Raw genomic sequence first — 24,211 nt, forward strand, 5'->3', positions numbered from 1 at the left:
AGGGCCCGGATTGATCAGTCAAAAGGGAGGAAAATATGTTCTCAATCTCAAGACGGCGCATCGTGGCGGGAGTAACCGCCCTTTCGTTGGCGCTCTCCGCACCCTTGAGCGCGGTGGCCCAGGATCATCCCGACACCGTCAAGATCGGTATGCTGCTGACGCTTTCCGGCATCTGGGCCCGCCCCGGCCAGAGCGAGCTCTACGGTGCGGAACTTGCCGTCAAGCATATCAACGAGGCGGGCGGTATCAAGGCGCTCGGCGGCGCAAAGCTCGAGCTGGTGGTGATGGACGTCGGCGACAATGTCGAGCGCGCCAAGAATGCGGCTCAGCGCCTCATTGCGGAGGAGCCGGACCTCGTCGCGGCGAGCGGCGCAGTAATCAGCTCGTTGACGCTTGCCGCCAGCGAGGTGACCGAGCGCGCAAAGCTGCCGCTGTTGACGCTGTCCTATTCGGACCAGATCACCGATCGCGGGTTCCAATACATCTTCCAGACTTCAGCCACCGGCGAGACGCAGGCGAGGCTTGCCATGCCCGAGCTGATGAAGCTTGCCGAATCCGCTGGCAAGACGCCGAAGACGGTCGGCATCATCATGGACAATACGGCGGCGAACTATGCCTTCGTCGAGCCCATGAAGAATGGCATTTTCGCCGAGCACGGGCTGGAACTCGTGCTTGACGAGGTCTACACACCACCGCTCTCCGACGCGACGCCCATTGTCCAGAAACTGCGGTCCGCGCGGCCCGACGTGCTCCTCTTGCTCGCCATTGCAGTCTCCGACGTGAAGCTGCTTTTGGAGAAGATGAGCGAGTTCGGGTTGGGCCAGGGCAAGATCCCCATCATCTCCAACGGCAACGGCATCGCCGAGCCCAACGTGCTCGATAACATGGACGCGGCCCTCACCGAAGGTGTGATGAGCGTTATCGGCAATTTCGGCGGCAAGGGCCAGGAAAAGCTCGCCGAGGAGCTGAAGGTAGTCTATAACGAGCCATGGGTGGTGCAAGGTCCGGTGTCCGGCTACGGCACTGTGATGATCATCAAGGAAGCGCTCGAAATGGCAGGCAAAGCCGATCGCGAGGCCGTGGCCGAGGCGCTGAGGACGATGGATCTGACGGACGGGCCGGCCTTCTATTTCCCCGGCGGACGCGTCAAGTTCGACGAGAAGGGGCGACGAGTCGACGCAGGTCTCGTTATCGTGCAGTGGCAGAACGGGGTTCCGGTTACAGTCTATCCGCCGGAACTTGCGGTGGCGAAGGCATTCTGGCCGTAAGCCATAATCAATGAAACGAAAGAGCCCGGAGCGGTCCGCTTCGGGCTTCTTGTTTTCACGAAGCCGGCGGTCTGGATTCCGGCCGCGACTCATTCAGTCGAGATGAAGGCCTCCGTTGAGGTCGAGTATCTCGCCCGTGATGAAGCCCGACAGTGGGGCGATCAGGAAGGCCACGCAGTGGGCGAACTCTTCCGGTTGGCAGAAGCGGCCGACCGGTATCTGGCGACACACCGCCTCGAGCTGCTCCGGCGAGAGGCCTTCGGTGATCATGGGGCCTTCCACATAGGCGGGGGCAATGGCATTGACGGTGATGCCGAACGGAGCGCATTCGCGCGCAAGCGAAAAGGTGAAGGCGCCGAGCGCGCCCTTGGAGACGGCATAGGCCGTGCCGGCGGTAAGCCCGCCATTCTTCATCGCCATCGAACCGACATTGACGATTCGGCCGAAGCGCCGGCTCTTCATGCCCGGCACAACCAGGCGGGACAGGTAGAAGGAGGAATCGAGATTGACCGAGAGAACGCGACGCCACTCGGCATCCGTAGTCTGCTCCAGTTTCGCAGGCGTGAAAATGCCCGCATTGTTGATCAGTATCTCGACAGGCCCACAGCCTGCTTCGCACTTGGCGACCGCCTGTGCGGCACCGTCGGGCGTGGAGAGATCGGCGGCTATGGCGATGTGGTCTCCACCGAGCTCCGCTGCCAGCCGTTCCACGGCCTCGGCATTGCGGTCGACCAAAGCAAGCCTGTAACCTTCCGCCGCCAGCTTCCGTGCCGTCGCCTCGCCCATCCGTCCGCCCGCGCCGGTTAGCATGGCCACCCGACCTTTCGCGGGTGGGCCTTCCTTGTCATCCTTCATCGCGACCACCTCAAAGCACTGGGATATCACCTACTGACATACTCTTGCAGTGGGCGCGCGGGCATACCACTGCCCGCATATCAGCAATACGGGTGGAAGCAGGGACTGGCAGGTGGAGCGCCCACACTGTTAAAATCAACGAGAGTTGTCCAAGCCCAAGCTGGAAGACCGCGCGATGAGGACGAAGGGCAGGGAGCGCACGCTGGTCAAGTCGGCGGTGCGGGTCGTGGAAATCCTCGAACTGTTTTCGAGGGAACGGCGCCCTTTGACGCTGAGCGAGATCATCGAGGCGCTGGGCTACCCCCAGTCGAGCACCACGGTGATGCTAAAGAGCCTGCTGGCTATCGGCTATCTGAACTACAACATCCATACGCGCACGTATCTGCCAAACATTGCCGTCGCCAAGCTGGGGGACTGGATCGAAGAGGCCGACATCGTGAACGGTCCCATCCAGGACCTTATGCGCGACCTCAACGCACGCACGACGGAATCGGTCTCGGTCGGCGTGCAGAACGATATCAACATCCACTTTCTCACGGTGCTCAACTCGGAGCACAAAATCAAGTTCTTCATTCCCCCGAGTGGCCAGCGCACGCTCCTCCAGTCCAATCTCGGCTGGATGCTGCTCAGCACCCATACCGACAAGGAGATTGCGGTTATCTACGAGCGCATCAGGCAAAGCGCCGCCCACCGAATGGTCGAGTTCGACACGCTGATGACGACGATGCGGGAGGTAAGGCAGAAAGGATATTGCTTCGTGCCCGACCTGCCCGTGGCCGGCGCTGCGTCGGTAGCAATGCTGCTACCGACGCGTTTCCACGGCCAGCCGATGGCGATCGGGATCGGCGGATATGTCCCGCGGCTCGCAGCCAATCTGGACAGGATCGTCAAGGAGATGCGCACTGCAATGGCCGATTACGAACGGGAGACGGCAACGCGCTGTCGGAATGAGCCTGCATCGAAAGCCGTCAACGGAGGGGTTGCCCAGGGCGCTCGCGAAGAGCCGCATGGCGGTCAAGAACAAGGCACAGCCGGACGATCGCCATCCTGAAGTGCGGCGACGCCGAGCGCATCAGGCTGCGACGGGCTCGATGCCGGAACGGCGGGCAGCGAAAGCCAGCTCCCTCACCCGGGCCTGAGCCGAGGCCACGGCCTTCTGAGTCGCCTCGGGACCGAAGGCCAGGCCTTCGACATAAATGACCTCCACATCGGTCATCCCCATGAAGCCGAGAATAGTCTTCAGATAGGGGACGGCATGGTTCATGCTTATGGCGGCACCTTCCGAATAAACGCCGCCGCATGCCACGACGAGGTAGACCTTCTTGCCCGTGGCAAGACCCACCGGGCCGTCTTCCGTGTAGCGGAAGGTGAGGCCGGCCCGGGCGACGCTATCAATCCAGCTCTTCAATGTGGACGTGATGCTGAAATTGATGAGCCCAGTGGCGATCACGACCGTATCGGCGGCCAGGAGTTCGCCGACGAGCCGGTCGGAATATTCGACAGCGGCCGCCTCTTCCGCACTGCGGGCCTCAGCCGGCTTGCGAATCGCTGCCATGGTCACCGGATCGAGATGCGGGATCGGATAGGTCCCGACATCGCGGTGAATAAGCGAGGCCCCGTCCGTTTCGGACTTTAGCCTGTTCGCCAGATCGATCGCTATTTTGTTGGAGACCGATTCCTCGCCGCGCGGGCTGGATGTGACGAGCAGAATGGTGGACATGCTCTTCTCCTTGTCGTCAGGTCGGATAAGGGGCAGATGCCCCGTGGCGCGGCGCGTAAGTAGGGATGGACGAAAATCCAGAAAACCGATAAAAAATCGAAGGATTCAATCGAATTTTTGGATAACCTGGCTTGGACGCGAACCCGACCCTTGACCAGCTGCAGGTCTTTCTCGCGGTGGCCGAGACCGGCAGTTTTTCGGCGGCTGCACGGGCGCTGAACCGCGCCCAATCCGTGGTGAGCTACACCATCGCCAATCTCGAGGCGCAGCTTGAAGTGCAGCTTTTCGAGCGCGGAGGTTCACGACAGTCGAAGCTGACGGAGGCGGGCAAGGCCATGCTAACGGACGCCCGCCGGATCATCGCCGACCTGGAGGCGATGCGCGCCCGGGCCAAGAGCATCAAACAGGGCGTCGAGGCGGAGATTTCACTCGCCACCAGTGTCATGGTGCCATCGGAGGCCGTCGTCGCCTCGCTGCGCGCTTTCCGGGAAAAGTTTCCGGCCGTATCGCTCAAGCTCACCGTCGGCGAGCTCGGCATGGTCGTCGACCTGGTGCTGAGCGGGAAAGCGGATGTGGGCCTGAGCGGCTCGCTCTTGAAACAGGACGACCGCATCACCGCGGAAAAGATCGGACGCTCCTTCATGGTGCCAGTGGCCGCCGTCGATCATCCCTTGGGGCGGATCAAGCGGCCCCTGACAATCGCTGACGTGCGTGAAGAGGTGCAGATCGTGGTGACGGACACCTCGGGCATCACGAGGGGACGCAACTTCAACGTCCTTTCCTACAAAACCTGGCACGTTGGAGACCTCGCCACCAAGTACCAGCTCGTTCGGGGCGGTCTTGGATGGGGCGGGCTGCCGGCTGCCCTGGTCAAAAAGGACATCGCGAAAGGCAAGCTCGTTCCCTTGAAGCTCGACGCCTATGAGGGGGGTGAATATCCGCTTTACGTGCTTCGCAGATCGGCCAACCCGCCCGGTCCGGCAGCAGGCTGGCTGATCGAGGCTTTCCGGCAAAAGCTGTCTGCCTGCCCTGACGAGGCACCTGCCTACGTCGCCGGCAAGCGAATGCCCGTTTCGGTGGGCTGCTCCTGAAGAAGGGGCCGTGGGCTCGCGTTTCCCGGCTTTCAGGCGGGCGGTTGAGGAAAATCGTCGCCCCCGCGCTCAACGCTGCTCGAAAGCCACTGGTAGGCCCCAAGCGCAACGAGCGCCAGCATCGCCGAGGCGAACAGGGCTGCCGGGTAGATGACGGCGGGGATCGCCTCGCGGCCGGTCTTGAAGACCATCACCAACGCCTCCAGACTGGCCGCAATGACGATGATGGTGATGAACTTGGTGATCGAGCGCCGCGATTCGCGCGTGGAGCGCAGCTCCCTCTTGCGGATGAGTTCCTCCTCGGCAATGAACGTGCCCGCCTCCACCACGGCAAAGCCGATGATCATCAGGCCGACGCCGTCCAGCGCGCTGCGCACTCGGTTCACCGAGTTGAGATCCGTTGCCAGGATCCCGCCGGCGATTTCCCACAGCGCATAGCCCATCAGCACGAAGGCGGAAATGAGCAGGCTTACCGTGGCGATCAGGAAGTAGGCGAAAGCGGCCGTTTCGTAGAGCTTCTTCATGGTGCGCGTCCGTGCAAATCGATATTTCCGGCAGGCGATGCAGCGGATGGTGCGCCAGCCCATGGCCGCGGATGCAAGAACCGACTCTCCTACCCATTGTTCCCCGGGCATGCTAATGCCGCGCCTCATGAGCCGATTCACCATCCTGCTTGGCGGTGACATCCACCGCACACCCGACCTTTTGGCCCAGGTGGCCGGAACGCGGGTCATAGCCGCGGATTCGGGCATGCGCCACGCGGCCCTGCTTGGCCTTACGCCGGAATTGTGGGTCGGGGATTTCGATTCGGTTTCTGACGAGCTCCGGAAAGCCAATTCGCATGTCAGACAAGAGGTCTTTCCGCGGGACAAGGACAGGACGGACGGCGAGCTGGCCGTCGAGGCGGCCCTCCGACTTGGAGCGACCGCGATAGTGGCTGTCGGGGCTTTCGGCGGCGAACGGCCTGACCATGCGCATCTCCACCTCACCCAGGCGGTCCGGCTTTCCGAAAAGGGCATAGAGGTTCTTTTGACAAGCGGCCGCCATGAGGGCACGCCGCTGATAGCTGGCCGGCGACACGCCTTCGACTATCCCGACGGCACACTCTTCAGCATTCTTGCCTTCGACGCGCTGTCGGGCCTCACCGTCACCGGCGCTAAATGGCCGCTCGATGCGGTGGAAGTTCCCTTCGGCGCGTCTTTGACGATTTCCAACGAGGTGCTCGGACGGCTTGCGATCACGCTTGCCCGGGGCCGCGCGCTTGTTTTGGCTGATCGTTTCGGCGACAGAGGACACTGACGTGGCACCGCCGCTTCTTAATCTCGAAGGCATCCGGCTCACCTTCGGCGGCACGCCGCTGTTCGAGGGCGCGTCGCTCACGGTCGGGCCGGGCGAGCGCATCGCACTCGTGGGGCGCAACGGCTCCGGCAAATCGACCCTGCTCAAGATTGCAGCGGGACTTGTCGAGCCGCAGGAAGGCGAAGTCTTCCGCCAGCCTGCCGCCACCTTGCGCTATCTGCCGCAGTCGCCCGACTGGCAGGGCTACGCAACCGTGCGCGCCTATGTGGAAGCAGGGCTTGGTCCGGCGGACGACATCGGCCGCATTTCACTGGTTCTCGACCAGCTTGGCCTTACGGGAGATGAAGCTCCCGCCACGCTTTCGGGCGGGCAGGCCCGCCGCGCCGCACTCGCCCGGGTGCTGGCGCCCGAGCCGGACATCCTGCTTCTCGACGAGCCTACGAACCATCTCGATCTCACCACCATCGAATGGCTGGAAGATGAGCTCATCCGCTCGAAATCGGCCATTGTGGTCATCTCGCACGACCGGCGCTTTCTGGAGCGCGTCAGCCGCACGACCGTGTGGCTCGACCGAGGCATCACCCGCAAGCTCGACAGGGGCTTCGCCCATTTCGAGGAATGGCGGGACAAGCTGTTCGAGGAGGAAGAGCGCGAACAGGAGAGGCTGAAGAGCCGGATTGCCCGCGAGGAGCATTGGCTGCGCTACGGCGTCACTGCGCGGCGCAGGCGCAATGTGCGGCGGCTTGCCGAACTGCAGGCGCTGAGAGAGCGCCGGCGCAATTACCAGGCGGCGGAGGGGCTCGCGACTATGGCCGCGAGCGACGCCCGCCTTTCCGGCAAGCTGGTGATCGAGGGGAGGAACCTGGAAAAGCGTTACGGCGAGCTCACCGTCGTCCGCGATTTTTCCACGCGCATCCTGCGCGGCGACCGGCTGGGCATCGTGGGGCCCAACGGGGCGGGCAAGACGACGCTTCTTAAGATGCTGACCGGCCAGCTTGAGCCCGACGCCGGCTCCGTGCGGCTTGGCGCCAATCTCGAGATCGCCACGCTGGACCAGAACCGGGCGGCTCTCGACCGGGAGGAGACCCTTGCCCATTTCCTCACCGATGGTCGGGGCGAGTCGCTGGTCGTCAACGGGCAGGAGCGGCATGTCGTCTCCTACATGAAGGATTTCCTCTTCAAGCCCGAACAGGCACGCACGCCGGTGCGTAATCTTTCAGGCGGGGAGAGGGCGCGGCTCGTGCTTGCCCGGCTGCTTTCACGCCCGGCCAATCTGCTGGTGCTAGACGAGCCCACCAACGATCTTGACATGGAGACGCTAGATCTTCTCCAGGAGCTGATCGAGGGCTTTCCGGGCACGGTCATTCTCGTGAGCCATGACCGCGACTTTCTGGACCGCACCGTGACCAGCACCATCGCGCCGGAGGGAGACGGGCGCTGGATCGAGTATGCGGGCGGGTTCTCCGACATGATGGCGCAGCGTAAGGGCGAGGCCCTGCGGCGACGCGAGAAATCCGCCGGCTCCGCTCCGCGCGGGGAAGGCGCAGGCCGCGAGGCGGCGCAGACGGATGCGCGGCAGGGCGCCCGAAAGCTCTCGTACAAGCAGAAATACGCGCTTGAAACCCTTCCCCGTCGGATCGAGGAGCTCAACGGCAAGATCGCGCTTCTGGAAAAAAAGCTTGCCGACACGACGCTCTATGCACGGGATCCGGACGCTTTCTCCCGCTTCACGAAGGAGCTGGATGAGAAGCGCGCCGAGCGCGACCGGCTGGAAGAGGAATGGCTGGAACTCGAAATCCTGCGCGAGGAGATTGAGGCGGGGCAGGCATAGCGCCGGCCGAGGCCAAGGCCCCGCCCACCTGACGACGCCCCGCGTGCAGCAGGTACATCTTCACCCGATGCTAACCACGAGGGGCGATGCTTGCGGGCAAGCACAGCAGGATGCTTCCCGTGGCCGAAGAGTTCCTCATTTCCGCAACACCCGAACTCCAGAAGGCGCGTGCCGAATGGCTCGCTGCGCTCAGCCGGGAGCGGCGGCTTGCCCGGATGACGGTGGAGGCCTATGAGCGCGACACGCGCCAGTTCCTGCAGTTCCTCACCGGCCATTGCGGCGGAGCGCCCAGCATCGGCGACATCGCCGAGCTCAGGCCTGCCGATCTGCGCGCCTTCCTCGCCGCGCGCCGGGCCGAGGGCGTGGGCCAGCGAACCCTGGGCCGGTCGCTTGCGGGCATCCGGTCCTTCCTGCGCTTTCTGGAAAGACGCGGCCTTGCGAACGCCGCGGGCGCCGGCGCGCTGCGTGCGCCGCGCGCGCCGAAAGCGCTGCCGAAGCCTCTTTCGCCAGACGACGCCCGACGCGTCGCCTCAGGCGAAGGGCAGCTTGCCGAGGAACCGTGGATCGCTGCCCGCAATGCGGCCCTTTTCGCACTGCTTTACGGCTCCGGCCTGCGCATCGGCGAGGCGCTTGGGCTGAACGGGGCAGATATTGCTGCCATTCGCGCGGGCACGCTCCGGGTAACAGGCAAGGGCGGCAAAACGCGGGTGGTGCCGGTTCTGCCCGTAGTGGCGGAAGCCGTGTTGGAATACCAGCGGCTCTGCCCCTATCATCTTTCCGCGGAAGGTCCGCTGTTCCGCGGCGCAAAAGGCGGAGCGCTGCAGCCAGCCATCATCCAGCGCGAGATGAAGAAGATGCGCTCGGCCCTCAACCTGCCCGAGACGGCGACGCCGCACGCGCTGCGCCATTCCTTCGCCACCCACCTGCTTGGCCGCGGCGGCGATCTCAGGGCGATCCAAGAGCTTTTGGGTCACGCAAGCCTTTCCACCACGCAGATCTATACGGCGGTGGATACGGCCCGCCTGCTGAACATCTACGACAAGGCGCATCCGCGCGCCTGACGGCCCGACTGTAGGTTTGATTGCAGGCTTACTGGCGCATCTTGTCCTCTGACGGATACTCGTTCTCTGAGATGAGGAGGGCGTTGTGGGTCACAGTGCCCCTTTGTCATCCCGGAAAGCCGCGTAGCGGCTATCCAGGACCCGGTAGCGCTACCTCCACTGTCTCTTCGGGTCCGGGTCTCGTTCACTGGCCCGTGATGACGTCGGAAAAGCGCCCAGCGCCGCGTCATCCTAAAGCCGCCGCCCCTAAAAATCGGCCAGCGCCTTCTCGATTTCCGGCAGGAGTTCGCGGCTCAGGCTGATCTGCGAGAACGGGCCAACATGCTTGTAGCGGATGGTACCGTCCGGCCCGACGACGAAGGTTTCCGGCACGCCGTACACACCCCATTCGATCGCCGCGCGGCCGCTTGCGTCAACGCCGATCGCATCAAAGGGATTGCCGAGCTCGCCCAGGAAGCGGCGAGCGTTTTCCGGCTTATCCTTGTAATTAAGCCCGACCACGCGGACGCGCCCGTCTTCGGCAAGCTGCATTAAAAGCGGGTGCTCCTCGCGGCAGGGCAGGCACCAGGAGCCCCACACATTCACCACGCTCACCCGGCCCATGAAAGCCGCGGGATCGAGTCCGGGCAAGTCCAGCCCTTCCAGCGGCGGAAGCTTGGTTTGCGGCGCAGGCTCGCCGATCAGCGCCGACGGCACGTAGGAGGAATCCCGACCCGAGATGAGTTGCAGGAGGAAAATCCCCGACAGGGAAAGAAAGGCCAGAAGCGGCAGGATAAGTAAAAGCCGGCGGCGGCCAGGCGAGCCTTTCTCGGCCATGCTCATCGCGGGCTTTCCCCAGCCCGCCGGCTTTCGGAGCGGCGGCGGATGCCGCGGGCTTCCAGCTCCTCGAGCGCACGTTTCTGGGTCCGTTGGTCAAGCAAAATCCATGCGGCGAGGCCCGCGATCCCCAATGCCGCAACCAGATAGGCGGCAATCACATAGGCCGTATGGGTCATGAGACGTGGCCCTTGGCTGGCCGCACTTCGGCGACGCGCGCCGACATGCGTCGCATGGCGGCAACGCGCCGGCGCCAGATTTCCGCCCGCATAGCCATGATATGCAGCGAAAGGAACAGCAGCGTGAAGCCCAGCGCGCAGACAAGAAGCGGCCAGAGCAGGCTCGGATGGATCGTTGGCCCGTCCAGCCGGAAGACGGAGGCCGGTTGATGCAGCGTGTTCCACCAATCGACCGAGAATTTGATGATCGGGATGTTGACGAAGCCCACCAGCGTCAGGATTGCCGCCGACCGCGCGGAGCGGCCCGGATCGTCCAGAGCGCGCGTGAGCGCGATGATGCCGAGATACATGAGAAACAGCACAAAGACGGAGGTGAGCCGCGCGTCCCACACCCACCAGGTGCCCCACATGGGTTTGCCCCAGATGGAGCCGGTGGCAAGCGCGAGTGCCGTGAAGGCAGCGCCTATCGGGGCTGCGGCCTTGAGGGACACGTCCGCCAGCGGATGGCGCCACACCAGCGTGCCGAGCGCTGAAGCCGCCATCATCGTGTAGCAGAACATGGAGAGCCACGCGAGGGGCACGTGGATATACATGATCCTGACCGTGATGCCCTGCTGGTAGTCCTCCGGCGCGGCAAAAGCGAGGATGAGACCCGCCGAAAGAAGAAGTACCGCCGCCCCTGTCAGCCAGGGCAGCATGCTGCCGGCAAGCGCCAGGAAGCGCGTCGGATTTGCAAGCGCCGTCAGGCGTTCGGTGAGCTTTGCGATCTCGGTCATCGCTGCCTTACATAAACCCCGCACCCCTCCGCGGCAATTCATGCAGATTGCCGCATGAGTGCCAGCCGCTCACATTCCCGTGCACCGGCAACGTCCCGGCCCTGGCCGACCGCCTAGTCGACATGCCGCAGCGCCAGCGCCGCTGCGGCCGGGCCTATGACAGAGAAAAAGAGCGTCAAGGCGCAGAGGATTAGAAAAGGCTGCAGGAACGGGTCGGGCTCGGCCACCGCGCCGCGGCTTGCCGCAACGCCGAAGATGAGCACCGGTATCGTCAGGGGCAGGACGAGCACGGAAACGAGCAGGCCCCCCCGCGGCAGGGCCACCACGAGGGCTGCCCCCACGGCGCCGATGAAGGTGATGGCGGGTGTGCCGGCCAGAAGTGTCAGCGTCGCAGCGGCAAGCCCGGCCGGCTCCACATTCATGAAAAGGCCGAGCAGAGGCGCGACCGCCACCAGCGGCAACACGCCCGCCGTCCAGTGTGCAAGGCATTTCACGAAGACGGTGAAGGCTAGCATGTGGCGCGCATCCGCCATTACGAGAAGATCGAGCGTGCCGTCCTCGCGGTCGGCTTGAAACAGGCGCTCGAGTCCGAGCAGGCTGGCGAGCAGCGCGCTGATCCATAGTACGGCGGGCCCGATACGCGACAGGAGGTTGAGATCGGGTCCCACGCCGAACGGCATGACCGCGACCACAGCCAGGAAAAAGAGCACGCCCGTCAGCGCACCGGTGCCAGCCCGCAGGCCGAGCTTCACCTCCCGCAGGTAGAGCGCGAGCATCAGGCGGCACTCCGTATCGTGCCGCGGCCGCCATTTCCGCTCATTGCTGCAGCACGCGCTGGTAGCGAAGAATGGGTATTTCTCATTGCCGCTTCCCCATTCTCAGCTCCTCCACCGTCTCGAAGCCGAGCGGCAGGTGAGTCGCGGCAACGATGATGCCGCCTGCGGCCAGATGCTCACGCATCAATGCCGAAAACCGGGACGCGGAGGCCTGGTCGAGGCCCGCCGTCGGCTCGTCGAGCAACCAGACGGGGCGGTGCGAAACCAGAAGCCGGGCAATGGCCGTGCGCCTGCGCTGGCCGGCGGAAAGATAGGCAAAGGGCAGATGACCGATTCCACCAAGGCCGACCGCCTCCAGCGCCTCCTGTGGGAAAAGGCCGGTGGCGCCCAGAAAAGCGCGCCAGAAAGCGAGATTTTCCTCCACCGTGAGCGCCGCTTTCATGGCGTTAAGATGACCGAGATAATGGCAGGCCCCCGCGACGCCCGGCCAGCGCTCCTCGTCGCCCGACAGCGTCACCCTCCCCTCCGCGGCTGGCAACAGGCCGGCGATGATCCTCAGCAGCGTCGTCTTGCCCGCGCCGTTCGGCCCGGTCACGGCCAGAGCCCTTCCGCTCTCCAGCTCGAAGGAGATTCCCGAAAAGATGCGCTCTCCGCCACGCTCGCCGCTCAAGCCCTCGGCAGCAAGCCGCATGATCTTTCCGCTTTCCGGCAACGGGTTCCCCGATCCCTCTCGAAACGCACCAAATGCTTCGCGCACTCTGGACCCCTTCTACGAAATTCTCTATATGCCGGACAACCACGCCAGCGGTCGGCGTGGACACCCTTGTGCCGAACCAGCGCACGCGCCGCCTTGACCGGCCGGACGCAGGGGGCGGACGCGGAAATGATCGCACCCGCATTCAGATCCTGTCGCAGGACGTCCGCTCCCGTTCGGGTAGAACAGAGCCAGGATGGGACGCCTTGACGACTTCTCTCGATAGCTACAAATGCCGCCGCACCCTCAAGGTGGGGGACCGCGAATACACATATTTTGACCTGAAGAAGGCAGAAAAGAACGGCCTTCCGGGCATTTCGCGCCTGCCTTTTTCCATGAAGGTGCTTCTCGAAAACCTCCTGCGGAAGGAGGACGGCCGCTCGGTCACCAAGGAAAGCATCGAGGCGGTGGCCGCCTGGCTGCAGGATAAGGGCACGGCGGGCGTGGAGATCGCCTATTCGCCGGCCCGTGTGCTGATGCAGGACTTCACCGGCGTGCCGGCCGTGGTCGATCTGGCCGCCATGCGCGACGCCATGGCTGCTCTCGGCGGTGACCCGGAGAAGATCAACCCGCTGGTGCCGGTGGATCTGGTCATCGACCATTCGGTGATCGTGGACGAGTTTGGCTCGCCCATGGCCTTCAAGCGCAATGTGGAGCTTGAATACAAGCGCAATGGCGAGCGCTACCGCTTCCTGAAATGGGGCCAGCAGGCATTCCGGAACTTCCGCGTCGTTCCGCCTGGCACCGGCATCTGCCACCAGGTCAACCTCGAATATCTCGGCCAAGTGGTCTGGACCAACGAGGAGAACGGCGAAACGCTGGCCTATCCCGACACCTGCGTCGGCACCGACTCCCACACCACCATGATCAACGGCCTTGGAGTGCTCGGCTGGGGCGTGGGTGGCATCGAGGCGGAGGCGGCCATGCTCGGCCAGCCTGTTTCGATGCTTCTGCCGGAGGTGATCGGCTTCAAGCTGACCGGCAAGCTCAACGAGGGCGTGACCGCCACCGACCTGGTGCTCACCGTCACGCAGATGCTTCGGCAAAAAGGCGTTGTGGGCAAGTTCGTCGAGTTCTTTGGCCCTGGCCTCGATCATTTGACGCTGGCCGACCGGGCAACGATCGGCAACATGGCGCCCGAATATGGCGCCACCTGCGGCTTCTTCCCCGTGGACGACGAGACGCTGAAGTATCTGAGGACCTCGGGCCGCGACGAAGAGCGCATCGCGCTCGTCGAGGCCTATACGCAGGCGCAGGGCCTGTGGCGCGAATCGGGCGCAGCGGAGCCGGTTTTCACCGACACGCTGGAGCTTGATCTGGGCGATGTCGTGCCCTCGATGGCCGGCCCGAAGCGGCCCGAAGGCCGCATGCCGCTCAGCAGCATCGCCTCGGGCTTCGAGGAGGCCCTGGGCAAGGAGTATCGCAAGACGGTCGATACGGAGAAGCGCTATCCCGTGGAGGGCACCGATTACGAGATCGGCCATGGCGACGTGGCGATCGCCGCCATCACCTCCTGCACCAACACGTCCAACCCGTCCGTGCTGATCGCGGCGGGACTGCTTGCCCGCAACGCCAATCGCCTCGGGCTCAAGCAGAAGCCCTGGGTGAAGACCTCTCTCGCGCCCGGCAGCCAGGTCGTGGCCGAATATCTGGAGCGGTCCGGCCTGCAGAAGGAACTCGACCAGCTCGGATTCAACCTGGTAGGCTTCGGCTGCACCACCTGCATCGGCAATTCCGGCCCGCTGGCAGAGCCCATCTCGAAGGTCATCAACGAGAAGGGCCTGATCGTCGCCTCGGTGCTCTCGGGCAACCGCAACTTCGAGGGCCGCGTCTCGCCCGACGTGCAGGCGAACTATCTCGCCTCGCCGCCGCTGGTGGTGGCCTATGCGCTCGCCGGCACGGTGAGGAAGGATCTGACCCGCGAACCCATCGGCGAGGACAGGGACGGCAATCCCGTCTACCTGAAGGACATCTGGCCGTCCAACCACGAGGTCCAGGACTTCATCGCCAAGCACGTCACGCGCGAGCTTTTCGAGAAGAAGTATGCGGATGTCTTCAAGGGCGACGAGCTGTGGCAGCAGGTCCAGGCGCCTTCCGGCCAGACCTATGCGTGGGATCCCGAGTCCACCTACGTGCAGAACCCGCCCTATTTCGAGGGCATGGACCGCACGCCACGGCCTGCCGGAGACATCAAGGGGGCGCGCATCCTCGGCCTGTTCGGCGATAAAATCACCACGGACCACATTTCGCCCGCCGGTTCCATCAAGGCCGCCTCGCCCGCTGGCAAGTACCTCCTGGAGCACGGCGTGGACGTGGTGGACTTCAACCAGTACGGCACACGGCGCGGCAATCATGAGGTGATGATGCGGGGCACCTTCGCCAATATCCGCATCCGCAACCACATGCTGGGCGAGAACGGCAAAGAGGGCGGCTACACGATCCACTATCCCTCCAAGGAGGAGATGTCGATTTACGACGCGGCCATGCGGTACAAGGCCGAAGGCGTGCCGCTCGTCGTCTTCGCCGGGGTGGAATACGGCAACGGCTCCTCGCGCGATTGGGCGGCCAAGGGCACCAACCTACTCGGCGTACGCGCGGTCATCGCCCGCTCCTTTGAGCGCATCCACCGCTCCAATCTCGTTGGCATGGGTGTCATCCCCTTCGTCTTCGCCGAAGATACGAGCTGGCAGGAACTCGGCCTCAAGGGCGACGAGACGGTAACCATCGAGGGGCTGGCAGATCTCAAGCCGCGCGCCCGGATGACCGCAAGGATCACCTATGCGGACGGCTCGGTGAAGGAAGTGCCGCTCATCTGCCGCATCGATACGCTCGACGAGCTCGAATACTTCAAGAACGGCGGCATCCTGCAATACGTGCTGCGCGACCTCGCCGCATAGAGGCTGCGCCGGACAGACAGGAAAGCCGCCGTCCGCCGACGGCGGCTTTCTTTTGGGAGGCGCGTGAAGCCCACGGCAAAGTTTCACCGCAACGTGACTTCCGATTGACGCGGGGCCGCCTCTACGATTTCCTCCCGATATGTGGCAGATGGCAAACTCATCCGCCCATAACTGAAACCACGGACGAACGGAGCAAAATGTCCATTCTGGCCACGCGCAGATGCCTGCTGAAGCTCGGACTCCTGCTCGTGCCGATGCCGCTTCGCGCGCGCGCCCAGGAAAAGCCTGCCGCGGTGGTAGAGCTTTTCACGAGCCAGGGCTGTAGCTCCTGTCCGCCGGCGGACGCTCTCTTTGTCGAGCTCGCCGAGCGCGACGATCTCGTCGTGCTCACCTATCACGTGGACTACTGGGACTATCTCGGCTGGAAGGACTATCTTGCCACGCCTGAGAACACCGCCCGGCAGCGCGCATATGGCGAGGTTTTCGAAAACACCGTCTACACCCCGCAGGCGGTGGTGAACGGACACCTGAACGTGGTGGGCTCGGACCGCGACACGCTTTATGAGGCGCTTGCGCGGAATTCAGGCAAGCTCGCCGTCGATGTGGCGCTGTCCTATCCAGGCCGCAGCATCGTCATCGAGATAGGCAGTGCTGCGGCTTCCGCCGACGCTCATGTCATTCTCGCCTTCTACGAACCACGCAAGGTCGTCGACATCCGCGGCGGAGAAAACAGCGGTCGCACGATCGATTATCGAAACATCGTCACAAGCTTCCAGATCATGGGCATGTGGCATGGCGATGCCATGCGCATGGAACTGCCGATGAGCGAGATTGCCCGAAAAGGCGGGCATTGCGCCGTTCTGCTGCAGGCCGTGGATGCGGCAGGCCGCCCCGGCCGGATCTTAGGCGCGGCGCGCGCTTCGGCGTCCTGGTAGCCAGGCAAAACAAAAAACCGATACGGGCGAAGAGCCCATATCGGCGCTGGCAGAAGAAAGCATTGAAAACTAAGTACCGAAGACGCCCTACGCGTCCAGAGTTGGTTCGATCCGGCAACGACCCCGTGGGCGGGGGGGCTTGGGGTACGGAGCCGCTCCGGATCGAACCGTCTCAGGCAACGGTCGAATGGTCGCCGTAAAATCGGGCGCAAGCTTGGAAATAAGACGGCAAGAATAGGGCAGACGATCACCATATCCGACACGCGGTCTTTATGCGTGAGTAAGCGGCTGATTAGTCCAGATCGCCTCCGGGGTTGCTTTTCCCGTCCCGGCACGCCACCTTTGATTAATGCCGGTGTCGAGGGTGATAGCGGAATGACAGATTTTGCAGGTTCAGGGGAGGATGGGGACGGGTACGCAAATCTCGTCTCGCTGGGCGAGGCACGAAAGGCAAGGCTGGGCCTGCCCGTGACCTTCAACCGGCGGGAGCTGGACCAGATCCTCCGGCTTTACGGCCGAATGGTGGCAGCGGGCGAGTGGCGCGACTACGCCATAGACCATACTCCGGACGGGGCCATTTTCTCCGTTTTCCGCCGCACGAGCGAAGTACCTCTCTACCAGATCGTGAAGAATCCGAAGCTGGCACGACGGCAGGGCGCCTACAGCGTGGTCACGGCAACCGGCCTCATCCTCAAGCGCGGCCATGAGCTCGATCGCGTGCTGTCCGTCTTCGACAAGAAGTTCAGGCTGGTGGGAACATAAGCGCCGCCGCATTCGCAGCGATTTCACAATCCCTCGCGAAAGAGCCGTTCGGGCAGCGACTCAGGATCGGGCGGCCTTGCGCTGCCGCCATTGAGCGAAAGCTGCATGAATACGGTGTCGAGCCAGCGGCCGTGCTTGTAGCCGCTTGCATGGAGCGCGCCTGCGTGGCGGAAGCCGAGCGCCGCATGAAGCCGCACCGAGGGGCTTTCTGCCGAGCCGTCGCCGATCACAGCCGCGATCTGCCGGAAGCCGAGCCGTTCGCATTCCCCGATCAGCGCCTGTAGCAGTTGCCGGCCGACCCCCTGCCCCTGCGCCTCCGGCGCCACATAGATCGAATCCTCTACCATGAAACGGTAGGCGCGCCGCGGGCGGAACGGGCCGGCATAGGCATAACCCAGCACCTCCCCGCCCCTCTCTGCGACCAGATAAGGAAATCCCTTGGCGACCAAGGCCTCCCGCCGCGCTGTCATCTCCTCCAGACTTGGCGGCTCGAGTTCGTAACTTGCCGTGCCGGTGGCGACGGCGTACCCATAAATCCTGGTGATCGCAGGCAAGTCGGCGGGCGCCGACGGGCGGATCACAACAAGTTCCATAGATGGTTTTCCCCTCTCACATGGTCCGCAGTCCCGGCCAACGAAAAAGGGCGGTCAGAACCGCCCTTTTTGAATTCCTGCTCCCGCGCCCCTACTCGCGATTGCCGAGGAACTGCAGCAGGAACATGAACAGGTTGATAAAGTCGAGATAAAGCCGCAGCGCGCCCATGATGGCCTTGCGGCCGGCGACCAGCGTGCTGTCGCCCTCGTAGTACATCTCCTTGATCTGCTGCGTGTCGTAGGCGGTGAGCCCCGCGAACACCAGCACGCCGATGACCGAAATGGCGAACTGCAGGGCGGAGGAGCCGAGGAAAATGTTCACGATCGAGGCGAGGATCAGGCCGATAAGGCCCATGAACAGAAACGAGCCCATTCCGGTCAGATCACGCCGCGTCGTGTAGCCCCAGAGCGAAAGCGCACCAAAGGAGGCCGCCGTGATGAAGAAGGTCCGCACGATGCTCTCGCCCGTGTAGACGAGGAAGATCGTGGACAGCGACAGGCCTACGAGGCCTGCATAAACCCAGAACGTCGTCTGCGCCGCCGATACGCTGAGCGTATGGATGCGGAAGCTCATAAAGAACACCAGCGCCAGCGGAGCGAGAATGACGACCCAGCGGAACGCACTGGCGTAGATGAGCTGACCGAACGCGGTCAACTGGCCATCCGCCACCGCAAAGTTGAAGGCACCCCACCCCACAAGGCCCGTGATCGCAAGACCCAGGGCCATGAGGTTGTAAACCCGGATCATGTACGCGCGCAGGCCCTCGTCGATGACCGCGTCGGCGCGGGCGCCAGTCGCCACGCGGGTCTGATAGTTGCGAAGGTCAGCCATATTATCCTCTTTCTCGCACTCTCCCGTCGGGGTCTCGGCATGCCGCCGCTCGCCGCTGGCGGGAGTCCAGCATGCGTCGTTCAAATATGATATCTGATCGTGACGGTGGCAAGTCCTACAGGCAGGAAATGCAGGCGCCACAATGCGAAAAAGCCTGCCGGATCATTTTGGATTTTCGATTTCCGGCGGCCCCGGCCGGAAAAAATTCTTACCCCTAAAGGTTCCGTAGCACCGGCGCTGCCTTATGGCCGAGCACGCGCCAGGTGCCGATGAGCCCAAATCCCACCGTCAATACCAAAGCGATAACGATCGTCGAGAAGGCGACTTCCGGCAGGAATGTCCATGGCAGGGCCATGATCCGCGAGACGACATACCAGCCCGCCACGGCGCCCGCGCCGAGCGCGAAAACCGCGGTGGCAAGGCCGATCAGAAGATATTCCAGCGAAAAGGCCGTGATCAGCGTACGCCGCGTGGCGCCAAGCGTCTTCAACACCACCGCATCATGCACCCGCGCCCGGTTGCCTGCGGCGAGCGCACCGGAAAGCACGAGCACGGAGGCCTGAAGGGCCACGGCAGCCGCCGCGCGGATTGCGGTGGCGAGCTGGCTGAGAAGTTCGTTGACCACCTCGAGCGCATCCTTCACGCGCAAGGTGGTCACGGTCGGAAAATTGCGGGTGACCGCGTTGAGGATGCGGGCTTCATCCGCAGTCGAAGCGCCGGGCGCTGTGAGCGTGGCAAGCCATGCATGCGGCGCTCCGGCGAAGGTGTTGGGTGAGAAGACCATGACGAAGTTCATCGCCAGGCTTTCCCACTCCACCTGGCGGAAGCTTGCGATGCGCGCAGTGACCGGGCGGCCCAACACATTGACGGTGATCGTGTCGCCGAGGGCGAGGCCCAGCTCTCTCCCTTCCTGGGCGGTGAAGGAGACGAGCGGCTCGCCCGCGTAACCCTGGGGCCACCATTCGCCTTCCACCAATGTGGAGTTTTCCGGCTGCTCGTCAGAGTAGGTGATGCCGCGGTCGCCGCGCAGCACCCAGGCGCCCTCCGGCGGCACCTCGATCTCGCGCGTGTCGATGCCGTTCAGATGGGTGATCCTTCCGCGCAGCATCGGCACGCGCAGGAGCTCGCCATGCGGCGCTTCCACCTCCAGTAGTGCGGCGAAATCCTCCACCTCATGCGGCTGAATATCGACAAAGAAGAAGTTCGGTGCGCGTTCAGGCAGGCTTCCAGAGACCTGCCGGCGCAGATTGCCATCGATCAATGCTAGCGTGGAAAGCAGCGTAAGCCCGAGGCCAAGCGAGAGCACGACGGAGGGCGTGAGTGCGCCCGGGCGGTGGATGTTGCCGATAGCGAGTCGCAGCACCGTTGAACGGACGGGGGGAGCACGCCGGGCCAGCGCCTGCACGGCCCAGCCCACACCGCGCAGCACGATGAAGGCCGCCACCGCCGCACCGACGAAGATCACGGCGATCCGGCGCTCCTCGGTATAGAGGATGGCGAGACCGGCGAGGATTATGGCGATGAAGATAGCCGTCAGGATGTAAGCGGGGCGTGGCCAGCCTTTGCCGTCGATCCCCATTTCGCGGAAGAGGGACGTCGCCGGAACATCCCGCGCCCGCCCGAGCGGCAGGATGGCAAAGGCAAGCGTGGTCAGCATTCCGAAGAGCGCACCGAGGCCGAGCGCGGCCGGATAAATGCCCGCCTCGCTGTTCACCGGGATGAAGGAGGACAGCGCCGCATTGGCCGCAAAGGGCATGAGGGCCGCGAACACCAGCCCCGCCGCGATCCCGATCAGCGCGATGATGCCGATCTGGAGAAGGTAGACGAGCACGACGAAACCGCCGGAGGCGCCAAGACTCTTGAAGGTGGCGATGACGGCGCGTTTTCCATCCAGATAGGCACGGACGGCGTTCGCCACGCCGACGCCTCCCACCACGAGAGCCGTCAGCCCGACAAGGGTGAGAAACTGAGAGAAACGCTCAATATTGGAGGAAAGAGCGGGCGCGGCGTTGAGCCGGGTGCGAATGCTCCATCCCGCTTGCGGAAAGCGCTCTCCCGCCTCCTCGCTCAAAGCACTCAACGCATCGTCGCTCGCCCCCTCATCAATGCGGATCTTGTAGACGTATTCGACAAGACTGCCGGGCTGCACGAGGCCGGAAGCGGCCATTCCCTCAAGCGAGACCATGAGTCTCGGCGCGAAGGCGAAGCCCTCGGAAATCATGTCGGGCTCGCTGACAAGTTTAGCGCGCAGCTCGAAAGCCTGCGTACCGAGCATGATAGGGTCGCCAAGGGAAAGACCGAGCCTGTCAAACAGTAGGGCAGGCGCAACCGCCCCGTATGCGCCGTCCCGCAGGCCGAAAAGCATGTCATGCGGAAGGGACGGTTCAGTAACGAGCGTGCCGTAGAGCGGATATCGCCCGTCGACCGCCTTCGCCTCCACCAGCGCCTGGTCGGTGCCATCGGCGCGCCGCGCCATGGAGCGCATGGTGACGCTTTCGGCAAGCGTGCCGAGACTTTCAAGCCACGCACGCTCGGCTTCCGTTGCCTCACGCTGGTCGAGCTCGAACCGGATGTCGGCGCCGAGCAGCTCCTGACCCTGGATCGCCACCGCCTCGTCGATGGCGCGGGCGACGGAATTCACGCCGCCGATGGCTGCGACGCCGAGCGCAATGCAGGCGAGGAAAACGGCAAACCCGGAAAGTCCGCCGCGCATTTCGCGCAGCGCGAACCGCAACGCCAGCACAAGCCCTGCAAGGGCCGTTGCGCCTGCGCGACGGCGGGCCGGCGAAAGATCGCCGGTCTTCACATCGATCGCGGCGGCATCAATACGCGACATCACGGGCCTCACCGGCCATGACGGGTGCAAGCGCGGCCTCTTCAATGCGGCCCGAGCGCATGGAGACCTGTCGGGCGCAGCGCGCGGCCAGCGCCGGATCATGGGTGACGAGCACCAGCGTGGTGTCGCGCTCGCACGCCCTTGCAAAAAGCAGATCGGCAATCTGCCTGCCCGTCGCCTGGTCGAGATTGCCGGTGGGTTCGTCGGCGATCATGATGGCGGGCTGCGGGGCAAGCGCCCGCGCAATCGCCACGCGCTGCTGCTCACCGCCCGAAAGCTCGCCCGGATAGTGGGTGAGGCGATCCTTCAGCCCGACGGCCGCAAGCTCCTCCCGCGCGATACCGAAAGGATCGGGATGACCGGCCAGCTCCAGCGGGACCGCGACATTCTCCAGCGCTGTCATGTTGGGAATGAGGTGGAAGGACTGGAAAACGATCCCGATCATGCGACCGCGAAAGGCAGCAACCTCGTCCTCCTTCAACTGGTCGATGCGTTCGCCCGCCACCCACACGGAACCGCTGTCAACCCGCTCGAGCCCCGCAATCACCATCAGCAGCGTCGACTTACCGGAGCCCGAGGGGCCGACGATTGCCGTTGAATGGCCATGTTCCACCGCAAGGCTGACACGGTCGAGCACCTGAACGGTCGATGCCCCCTCTCCGAGGCGCAGGGAGACATCCTTGAGGTCGATCACGGGTTTGGTCACGAAAGAGACGTCCTATATGTGAGAAGCTGCGGCCAGGCTTGGGCAGATATGGGTGGCGGTCTATGATATTCAAATCCTTCGGAAAGATTTTCGGAATAGTTTTCCCGATCACGAGATTGTCATCCGCCGCAGTTTTCCTGATGGTGTTCGCGGCAGCGCCGGCAATGGCCGAGCCCTTTCGCATCATCGGGTTCGGCGACAGCCTGATGGCTGGCTATCAGCTTGCACCCGGAGAAAGCTTTCCCGAACAGCTTGAAAAGGCGCTCGCAGCACGCGGCCATGAGGTGACCGTGACCAATGCCGGTGTGTCAGGCGACACCACCAGCGGGGGCCTTTCGCGGCTCGACTGGTCGGTGCCGGACGGCACGGACCTCGTGATCCTTGAACTGGGCGCCAACGACATGCTGCGTGGACTTTCCCCTTCGGCCACCGAAAAGAATCTGGAAGCGATGATCACCCGGCTGAAGGAGCGGGGCGTTAACATACTGCTCGTGGGCATGTACGCCGCGCCCAATCTCGGACCGGACTACCAGGAGGCGTTCAACGCCATCTACCCCCGGTTGGCGGAAAAGCATGATCTGCCGCTGGTGCCGTTCTTCCTGGAAGGTGTGGCCGGCAACGCCGCCATGCAGCTCGACGACCGGATGCACCCCAACGCGCAGGGCGTGGCTCTTATGGTGGAGAATGTGCTTCCCGCCGTCGAGCCCCTAGTCGCGAAGGAGAGGACGGACATGTGAAGGTCTGAGAAAACCGCTTGCCCCCACCCGAAATGAATGATTCGCTGAGCTGACGACGCGAATCGAGGAGGTTGCCATGCCGCGACTGTTCACCGCCCTCGAAATCCCACGCGATGCGGCCCTTTCGCTCTCGCTGCTGCGCGGCGGCCTGCCGGGAGCGCGCTGGGTGGACGTCGAAGACTATCATCTCACGCTGCGCTTTATCGGCGACGTGGAAGGCCACGTGGCCGACGAGATAGCAAGCGCGCTCGACAGGGTAAGGCGGCCTTCTTTCCAGCTTACCCTGTCCGGCGTCGGCGCGTTCGGCCAGAAAAAGCCGCATGCGGTGTGGGCGGGCGTCGCCTCCTCCCCGGACCTGTTTGCGCTGCAGGCGGAGATCGAGCGCATCTGCCAGCGCATCGGGCTTGCGCCCGATCCGCGCAAGTTCACGCCGCACGTCACGCTCGCGAGGCTGAAGAACGCCTCGCCTCATGCGGTGGCGAACTATCTTTCGGCACGCGGCAATTTCTCCGCACTGCCGTTCCGCGTGAACCGCTTCGTGCTCATGTCCTCGCGCGAGTCGGTGGGTGGCGGCCCCTATATCGTGGAGGAAGCATGGCCGCTGCTGGCGGCCGAGCCATCCCAGGCGGCGAACCGATCCGCCAGCGCCTCGCAGGCTTCGCGGATCCTGCCATAAACGGCTAGGAAATCCGCCTCGCCCCCATAATAGGGATCGGGCACTTCTTCCTCGCGGCCGAGCGCGAAGTGAAGCAGCATGTGAATACGACCCTGTGCCTTCTCGGGCGCAAGCTGCCGCAGGCGGCGTACATTGGCCCGGTCCATACCGAAGATGAGGTCAAACCGTGCGAAGTCCTCCGCCGTGATAAGTCGCGCCCGCTGGCCGGAGATATCGACGCCGAAGCGGTGCGCCACGGCGACCGAGCGCGAATCTGGCGGCTCCCCCGCATGCCAGCTGCCGAGCGCGGCCGAATCGATCTCGAAGGCATTGCCGAGACCGCGCTCCGAAACCACGGCACGGAGGACGCCTTCGGCAAGGGGCGAGCGGCAGATATTCCCGAGGCAGACAAACAGAATCGCGGTGCGGGGCTGTGCTGACATGACAGGCGCGTTATCCTTCCTTTCCTTGCGGATAGGCATGGAGAACAGCCATGGCAAGACAGAAGCTGGACCGGGCGGAGGCGGAAAAGGCGCTGGCCGGACTCGACGGCTGGCAGTTCGCGCGTGCGGGAAACGCCATCGAACGCCGCTTCACGTTCCGCGATTTCAACGAGGCCTTCGGCTTCATGGCGCGGGTGGCGCTGACGGCGGAAAAGCTCGACCATCATCCGGAGTGGACGAACGTTTACAACAAAGTGGACGTTGTCCTGTCCACCCATGACGCCGGCGGCCTGACGCAGCTCGATTTCAAGCTGGCCAGGCGAATGAATGCCCTGGCGGGCAAGTAGCGCTCGACCTGAAAGTCGCGCCGCCATTGCACTTGCAGTGGT

At 63.8% G+C, this 24,211-nt stretch carries 25 protein-coding genes; 12 read left to right on the top strand and 13 right to left on the bottom strand.

The window, feature by feature from the left end:
• Nucleotides 1–35 precede the first annotated feature (35 nt).
• Nucleotides 36–1,268, top strand: a complete 1,233-nt coding sequence (locus NYR54_RS02035; protein WP_261513757.1) for an ABC transporter substrate-binding protein — start codon at nt 36–38, stop codon at nt 1,266–1,268.
• Between the two features lie 93 nt (nt 1,269–1,361).
• On the opposite strand, the gene NYR54_RS02040 is transcribed toward NYR54_RS02035, so the two are convergent.
• A complete protein-coding gene (locus NYR54_RS02040) occupies nt 1,362–2,123 on the bottom strand; it encodes an SDR family NAD(P)-dependent oxidoreductase (RefSeq protein ID WP_261513758.1) in 762 nt (253 codons plus the stop codon).
• Between the two features lie 175 nt (nt 2,124–2,298).
• Between NYR54_RS02040 and NYR54_RS02045 the strand changes: the two genes are divergently transcribed.
• Nucleotides 2,299–3,174 carry an IclR family transcriptional regulator gene (locus NYR54_RS02045; RefSeq protein WP_261513759.1) on the top strand — a complete coding sequence of 292 codons (876 nt, stop codon included), beginning with the start codon at nt 2,299–2,301 and terminating at the stop codon, nt 3,172–3,174.
• A 21-nt stretch (nt 3,175–3,195) separates the two neighbouring features.
• Here NYR54_RS02045 and NYR54_RS02050 read toward each other — a convergent pair whose 3' ends face one another.
• Nucleotides 3,196–3,843 (bottom strand): FMN-dependent NADH-azoreductase, encoded by a 648-nt coding sequence (locus tag NYR54_RS02050; RefSeq protein WP_261513760.1) that lies wholly within the window; start codon nt 3,841–3,843, stop codon nt 3,196–3,198.
• Nucleotides 3,844–3,974: 131 nt separating this feature from the next.
• Here NYR54_RS02050 and NYR54_RS02055 point away from each other — a divergent pair, with 131 nt between their 5' ends.
• Nucleotides 3,975–4,934 carry a LysR family transcriptional regulator gene (locus tag NYR54_RS02055; RefSeq protein WP_261513761.1) on the top strand — a complete coding sequence of 320 codons (960 nt, stop codon included), beginning with the start codon at nt 3,975–3,977 and terminating at the stop codon, nt 4,932–4,934.
• A gap of 32 nt (nt 4,935–4,966) precedes the next feature.
• On the opposite strand, the gene NYR54_RS02060 is transcribed toward NYR54_RS02055, so the two are convergent.
• Entirely contained in the window at nt 4,967–5,587 is a 621-nt protein-coding gene (locus NYR54_RS02060; protein ID WP_261513762.1) for a GNAT family acetyltransferase, read from the bottom strand.
• On the opposite strand from NYR54_RS02060, the gene NYR54_RS02065 reads away from it, so the two are divergent.
• The 3 genes from NYR54_RS02065 (at nt 5,586) to NYR54_RS02075 (ending at nt 9,125) form a co-directional block, all read left to right on the top strand.
• Complete coding sequence (locus NYR54_RS02065) at nt 5,586–6,233, top strand: thiamine diphosphokinase (protein ID WP_261513763.1); 648 nt, start codon at nt 5,586–5,588, stop codon at nt 6,231–6,233. The genes NYR54_RS02060 and NYR54_RS02065 overlap by 2 nt on opposite strands.
• 1 nt (nt 6,234) lies before the next feature.
• A complete protein-coding gene (locus tag NYR54_RS02070; protein WP_261513764.1) occupies nt 6,235–8,064 on the top strand; it encodes an ABC-F family ATP-binding cassette domain-containing protein in 1,830 nt (609 codons plus the stop codon).
• 110 nt (nt 8,065–8,174) lie between these two features.
• Nucleotides 8,175–9,125 (top strand): tyrosine recombinase XerC, encoded by a 951-nt coding sequence (locus NYR54_RS02075; protein ID WP_261514063.1) that lies wholly within the window; start codon nt 8,175–8,177, stop codon nt 9,123–9,125.
• Nucleotides 9,126–9,371: 246 nt separating this feature from the next.
• Here the strand turns inward: NYR54_RS02075 and NYR54_RS02080 are convergent, their stop codons facing one another.
• The 5 genes from NYR54_RS02080 to ccmA form a co-directional block, all read right to left on the bottom strand.
• Nucleotides 9,372–9,947, bottom strand: a complete 576-nt coding sequence (locus NYR54_RS02080; protein ID WP_261513765.1) for a DsbE family thiol:disulfide interchange protein — start codon at nt 9,945–9,947, stop codon at nt 9,372–9,374.
• A complete protein-coding gene (gene ccmD, locus NYR54_RS02085; protein ID WP_261513766.1) occupies nt 9,944–10,120 on the bottom strand; it encodes a heme exporter protein CcmD in 177 nt (58 codons plus the stop codon). Before ccmD ends, NYR54_RS02080 begins: the two co-directional genes overlap by 4 nt.
• Nucleotides 10,117–10,896 (bottom strand): heme ABC transporter permease, encoded by a 780-nt coding sequence (locus tag NYR54_RS02090; protein ID WP_261513767.1) that lies wholly within the window; start codon nt 10,894–10,896, stop codon nt 10,117–10,119. Before NYR54_RS02090 ends, ccmD begins: the two co-directional genes overlap by 4 nt.
• A gap of 113 nt (nt 10,897–11,009) precedes the next feature.
• Entirely contained in the window at nt 11,010–11,672 is a 663-nt protein-coding gene (gene ccmB, locus NYR54_RS02095; RefSeq protein ID WP_261513768.1) for a heme exporter protein CcmB, read from the bottom strand.
• 82 nt (nt 11,673–11,754) lie between these two features.
• Entirely contained in the window at nt 11,755–12,363 is a 609-nt protein-coding gene (gene ccmA / locus NYR54_RS02100) for a heme ABC exporter ATP-binding protein CcmA (RefSeq protein WP_261513770.1), read from the bottom strand.
• 269 nt (nt 12,364–12,632) lie between these two features.
• On the opposite strand from ccmA, the gene acnA reads away from it, so the two are divergent.
• The 3 genes from acnA (at nt 12,633) to NYR54_RS02115 (ending at nt 17,020) form a co-directional block, all read left to right on the top strand.
• Complete coding sequence (acnA, locus tag NYR54_RS02105; protein ID WP_261513771.1) at nt 12,633–15,323, top strand: aconitate hydratase AcnA; 2,691 nt, start codon at nt 12,633–12,635, stop codon at nt 15,321–15,323.
• 197 nt (nt 15,324–15,520) lie between these two features.
• Entirely contained in the window at nt 15,521–16,258 is a 738-nt protein-coding gene (locus tag NYR54_RS02110; RefSeq protein ID WP_261513773.1) for a DUF1223 domain-containing protein, read from the top strand.
• A gap of 375 nt (nt 16,259–16,633) precedes the next feature.
• Nucleotides 16,634–17,020: a DUF2794 domain-containing protein gene (locus tag NYR54_RS02115; protein WP_261513774.1), complete on the top strand. Its 387-nt coding sequence runs from the start codon at nt 16,634–16,636 to the stop codon at nt 17,018–17,020.
• Nucleotides 17,021–17,043: 23 nt separating this feature from the next.
• On the opposite strand, the gene NYR54_RS02120 is transcribed toward NYR54_RS02115, so the two are convergent.
• The 4 genes from NYR54_RS02120 to NYR54_RS02135 form a co-directional block, all read right to left on the bottom strand.
• The gene (locus NYR54_RS02120) at nt 17,044–17,613 is read right to left on the bottom strand and encodes a GNAT family N-acetyltransferase (protein ID WP_261513775.1); all 570 of its coding nucleotides are present in this window, start codon (nt 17,611–17,613) and stop codon (nt 17,044–17,046) included.
• A gap of 91 nt (nt 17,614–17,704) precedes the next feature.
• Entirely contained in the window at nt 17,705–18,445 is a 741-nt protein-coding gene (locus tag NYR54_RS02125) for a Bax inhibitor-1/YccA family protein (protein ID WP_261513776.1), read from the bottom strand.
• Between the two features lie 214 nt (nt 18,446–18,659).
• Complete coding sequence (locus NYR54_RS02130) at nt 18,660–21,158, bottom strand: ABC transporter permease (RefSeq protein ID WP_261514064.1); 2,499 nt, start codon at nt 21,156–21,158, stop codon at nt 18,660–18,662.
• Nucleotides 21,159–21,267: 109 nt separating this feature from the next.
• Complete coding sequence (locus NYR54_RS02135) at nt 21,268–21,987, bottom strand: ABC transporter ATP-binding protein (protein WP_261513777.1); 720 nt, start codon at nt 21,985–21,987, stop codon at nt 21,268–21,270.
• A 62-nt stretch (nt 21,988–22,049) separates the two neighbouring features.
• Between NYR54_RS02135 and NYR54_RS02140 the strand changes: the two genes are divergently transcribed.
• The gene (locus NYR54_RS02140) at nt 22,050–22,724 is read left to right on the top strand and encodes an arylesterase (RefSeq protein ID WP_423738550.1); all 675 of its coding nucleotides are present in this window, start codon (nt 22,050–22,052) and stop codon (nt 22,722–22,724) included.
• A gap of 76 nt (nt 22,725–22,800) precedes the next feature.
• Nucleotides 22,801–23,400, top strand: a complete 600-nt coding sequence (gene thpR / locus NYR54_RS02145; protein WP_261513780.1) for an RNA 2',3'-cyclic phosphodiesterase — start codon at nt 22,801–22,803, stop codon at nt 23,398–23,400.
• Here the strand turns inward: thpR and NYR54_RS02150 are convergent.
• On the bottom strand, nt 23,301–23,822 hold the full coding sequence (locus NYR54_RS02150) for a low molecular weight protein-tyrosine-phosphatase (RefSeq protein WP_261513781.1): 522 nt from the start codon (nt 23,820–23,822) through the stop codon (nt 23,301–23,303). The genes thpR and NYR54_RS02150 overlap by 100 nt on opposite strands.
• Nucleotides 23,823–23,872: 50 nt before the next feature.
• Here NYR54_RS02150 and NYR54_RS02155 point away from each other — a divergent pair, with 50 nt between their 5' ends.
• Complete coding sequence (locus NYR54_RS02155) at nt 23,873–24,169, top strand: 4a-hydroxytetrahydrobiopterin dehydratase (protein WP_261513783.1); 297 nt, start codon at nt 23,873–23,875, stop codon at nt 24,167–24,169.
• Nucleotides 24,170–24,211: the final 42 nt, after the last annotated feature.

Source organism: Chelativorans petroleitrophicus, from assembly GCF_025398195.1.
Lineage (GTDB): Bacteria > Pseudomonadota > Alphaproteobacteria > Rhizobiales > Rhizobiaceae > Chelativorans > Chelativorans petroleitrophicus.

Coding starts and splice junctions, on each gene's coding strand:
- NYR54_RS02035 (WP_261513757.1), top strand. CDS start 36: ATGTTCTCAATCTCAAGACGGCGCATCGTGGCGGGAGTAACCGCCCTT.
- NYR54_RS02040 (WP_261513758.1), bottom strand. CDS start 2,123: ATGAAGGATGACAAGGAAGGCCCACCCGCGAAAGGTCGGGTGGCCATG.
- NYR54_RS02045 (WP_261513759.1), top strand. CDS start 2,299: ATGAGGACGAAGGGCAGGGAGCGCACGCTGGTCAAGTCGGCGGTGCGG.
- NYR54_RS02050 (WP_261513760.1), bottom strand. CDS start 3,843: ATGTCCACCATTCTGCTCGTCACATCCAGCCCGCGCGGCGAGGAATCG.
- NYR54_RS02065 (WP_261513763.1), top strand. CDS start 5,586: ATGAGCCGATTCACCATCCTGCTTGGCGGTGACATCCACCGCACACCC.
- NYR54_RS02060 (WP_261513762.1), bottom strand. CDS start 5,587: ATGAGGCGCGGCATTAGCATGCCCGGGGAACAATGGGTAGGAGAGTCG.
- NYR54_RS02075 (WP_261514063.1), top strand. CDS start 8,175: ATGCTTCCCGTGGCCGAAGAGTTCCTCATTTCCGCAACACCCGAACTC.
- NYR54_RS02080 (WP_261513765.1), bottom strand. CDS start 9,947: ATGAGCATGGCCGAGAAAGGCTCGCCTGGCCGCCGCCGGCTTTTACTT.
- ccmD (WP_261513766.1), bottom strand. CDS start 10,120: ATGACCCATACGGCCTATGTGATTGCCGCCTATCTGGTTGCGGCATTG.
- NYR54_RS02090 (WP_261513767.1), bottom strand. CDS start 10,896: ATGACCGAGATCGCAAAGCTCACCGAACGCCTGACGGCGCTTGCAAAT.
- ccmB (WP_261513768.1), bottom strand. CDS start 11,672: ATGCTCGCGCTCTACCTGCGGGAGGTGAAGCTCGGCCTGCGGGCTGGC.
- ccmA (WP_261513770.1), bottom strand. CDS start 12,363: ATGCGGCTTGCTGCCGAGGGCTTGAGCGGCGAGCGTGGCGGAGAGCGC.
- NYR54_RS02110 (WP_261513773.1), top strand. CDS start 15,521: ATGTCCATTCTGGCCACGCGCAGATGCCTGCTGAAGCTCGGACTCCTG.
- NYR54_RS02115 (WP_261513774.1), top strand. CDS start 16,634: ATGACAGATTTTGCAGGTTCAGGGGAGGATGGGGACGGGTACGCAAAT.
- NYR54_RS02120 (WP_261513775.1), bottom strand. CDS start 17,613: ATGGAACTTGTTGTGATCCGCCCGTCGGCGCCCGCCGACTTGCCTGCG.
- NYR54_RS02125 (WP_261513776.1), bottom strand. CDS start 18,445: ATGGCTGACCTTCGCAACTATCAGACCCGCGTGGCGACTGGCGCCCGC.
- NYR54_RS02130 (WP_261514064.1), bottom strand. CDS start 21,158: ATGCGCGGCGGACTTTCCGGGTTTGCCGTTTTCCTCGCCTGCATTGCG.
- NYR54_RS02140 (WP_423738550.1), top strand. CDS start 22,050: ATGATATTCAAATCCTTCGGAAAGATTTTCGGAATAGTTTTCCCGATC.
- thpR (WP_261513780.1), top strand. CDS start 22,801: ATGCCGCGACTGTTCACCGCCCTCGAAATCCCACGCGATGCGGCCCTT.
- NYR54_RS02150 (WP_261513781.1), bottom strand. CDS start 23,822: ATGTCAGCACAGCCCCGCACCGCGATTCTGTTTGTCTGCCTCGGGAAT.
- NYR54_RS02155 (WP_261513783.1), top strand. CDS start 23,873: ATGGCAAGACAGAAGCTGGACCGGGCGGAGGCGGAAAAGGCGCTGGCC.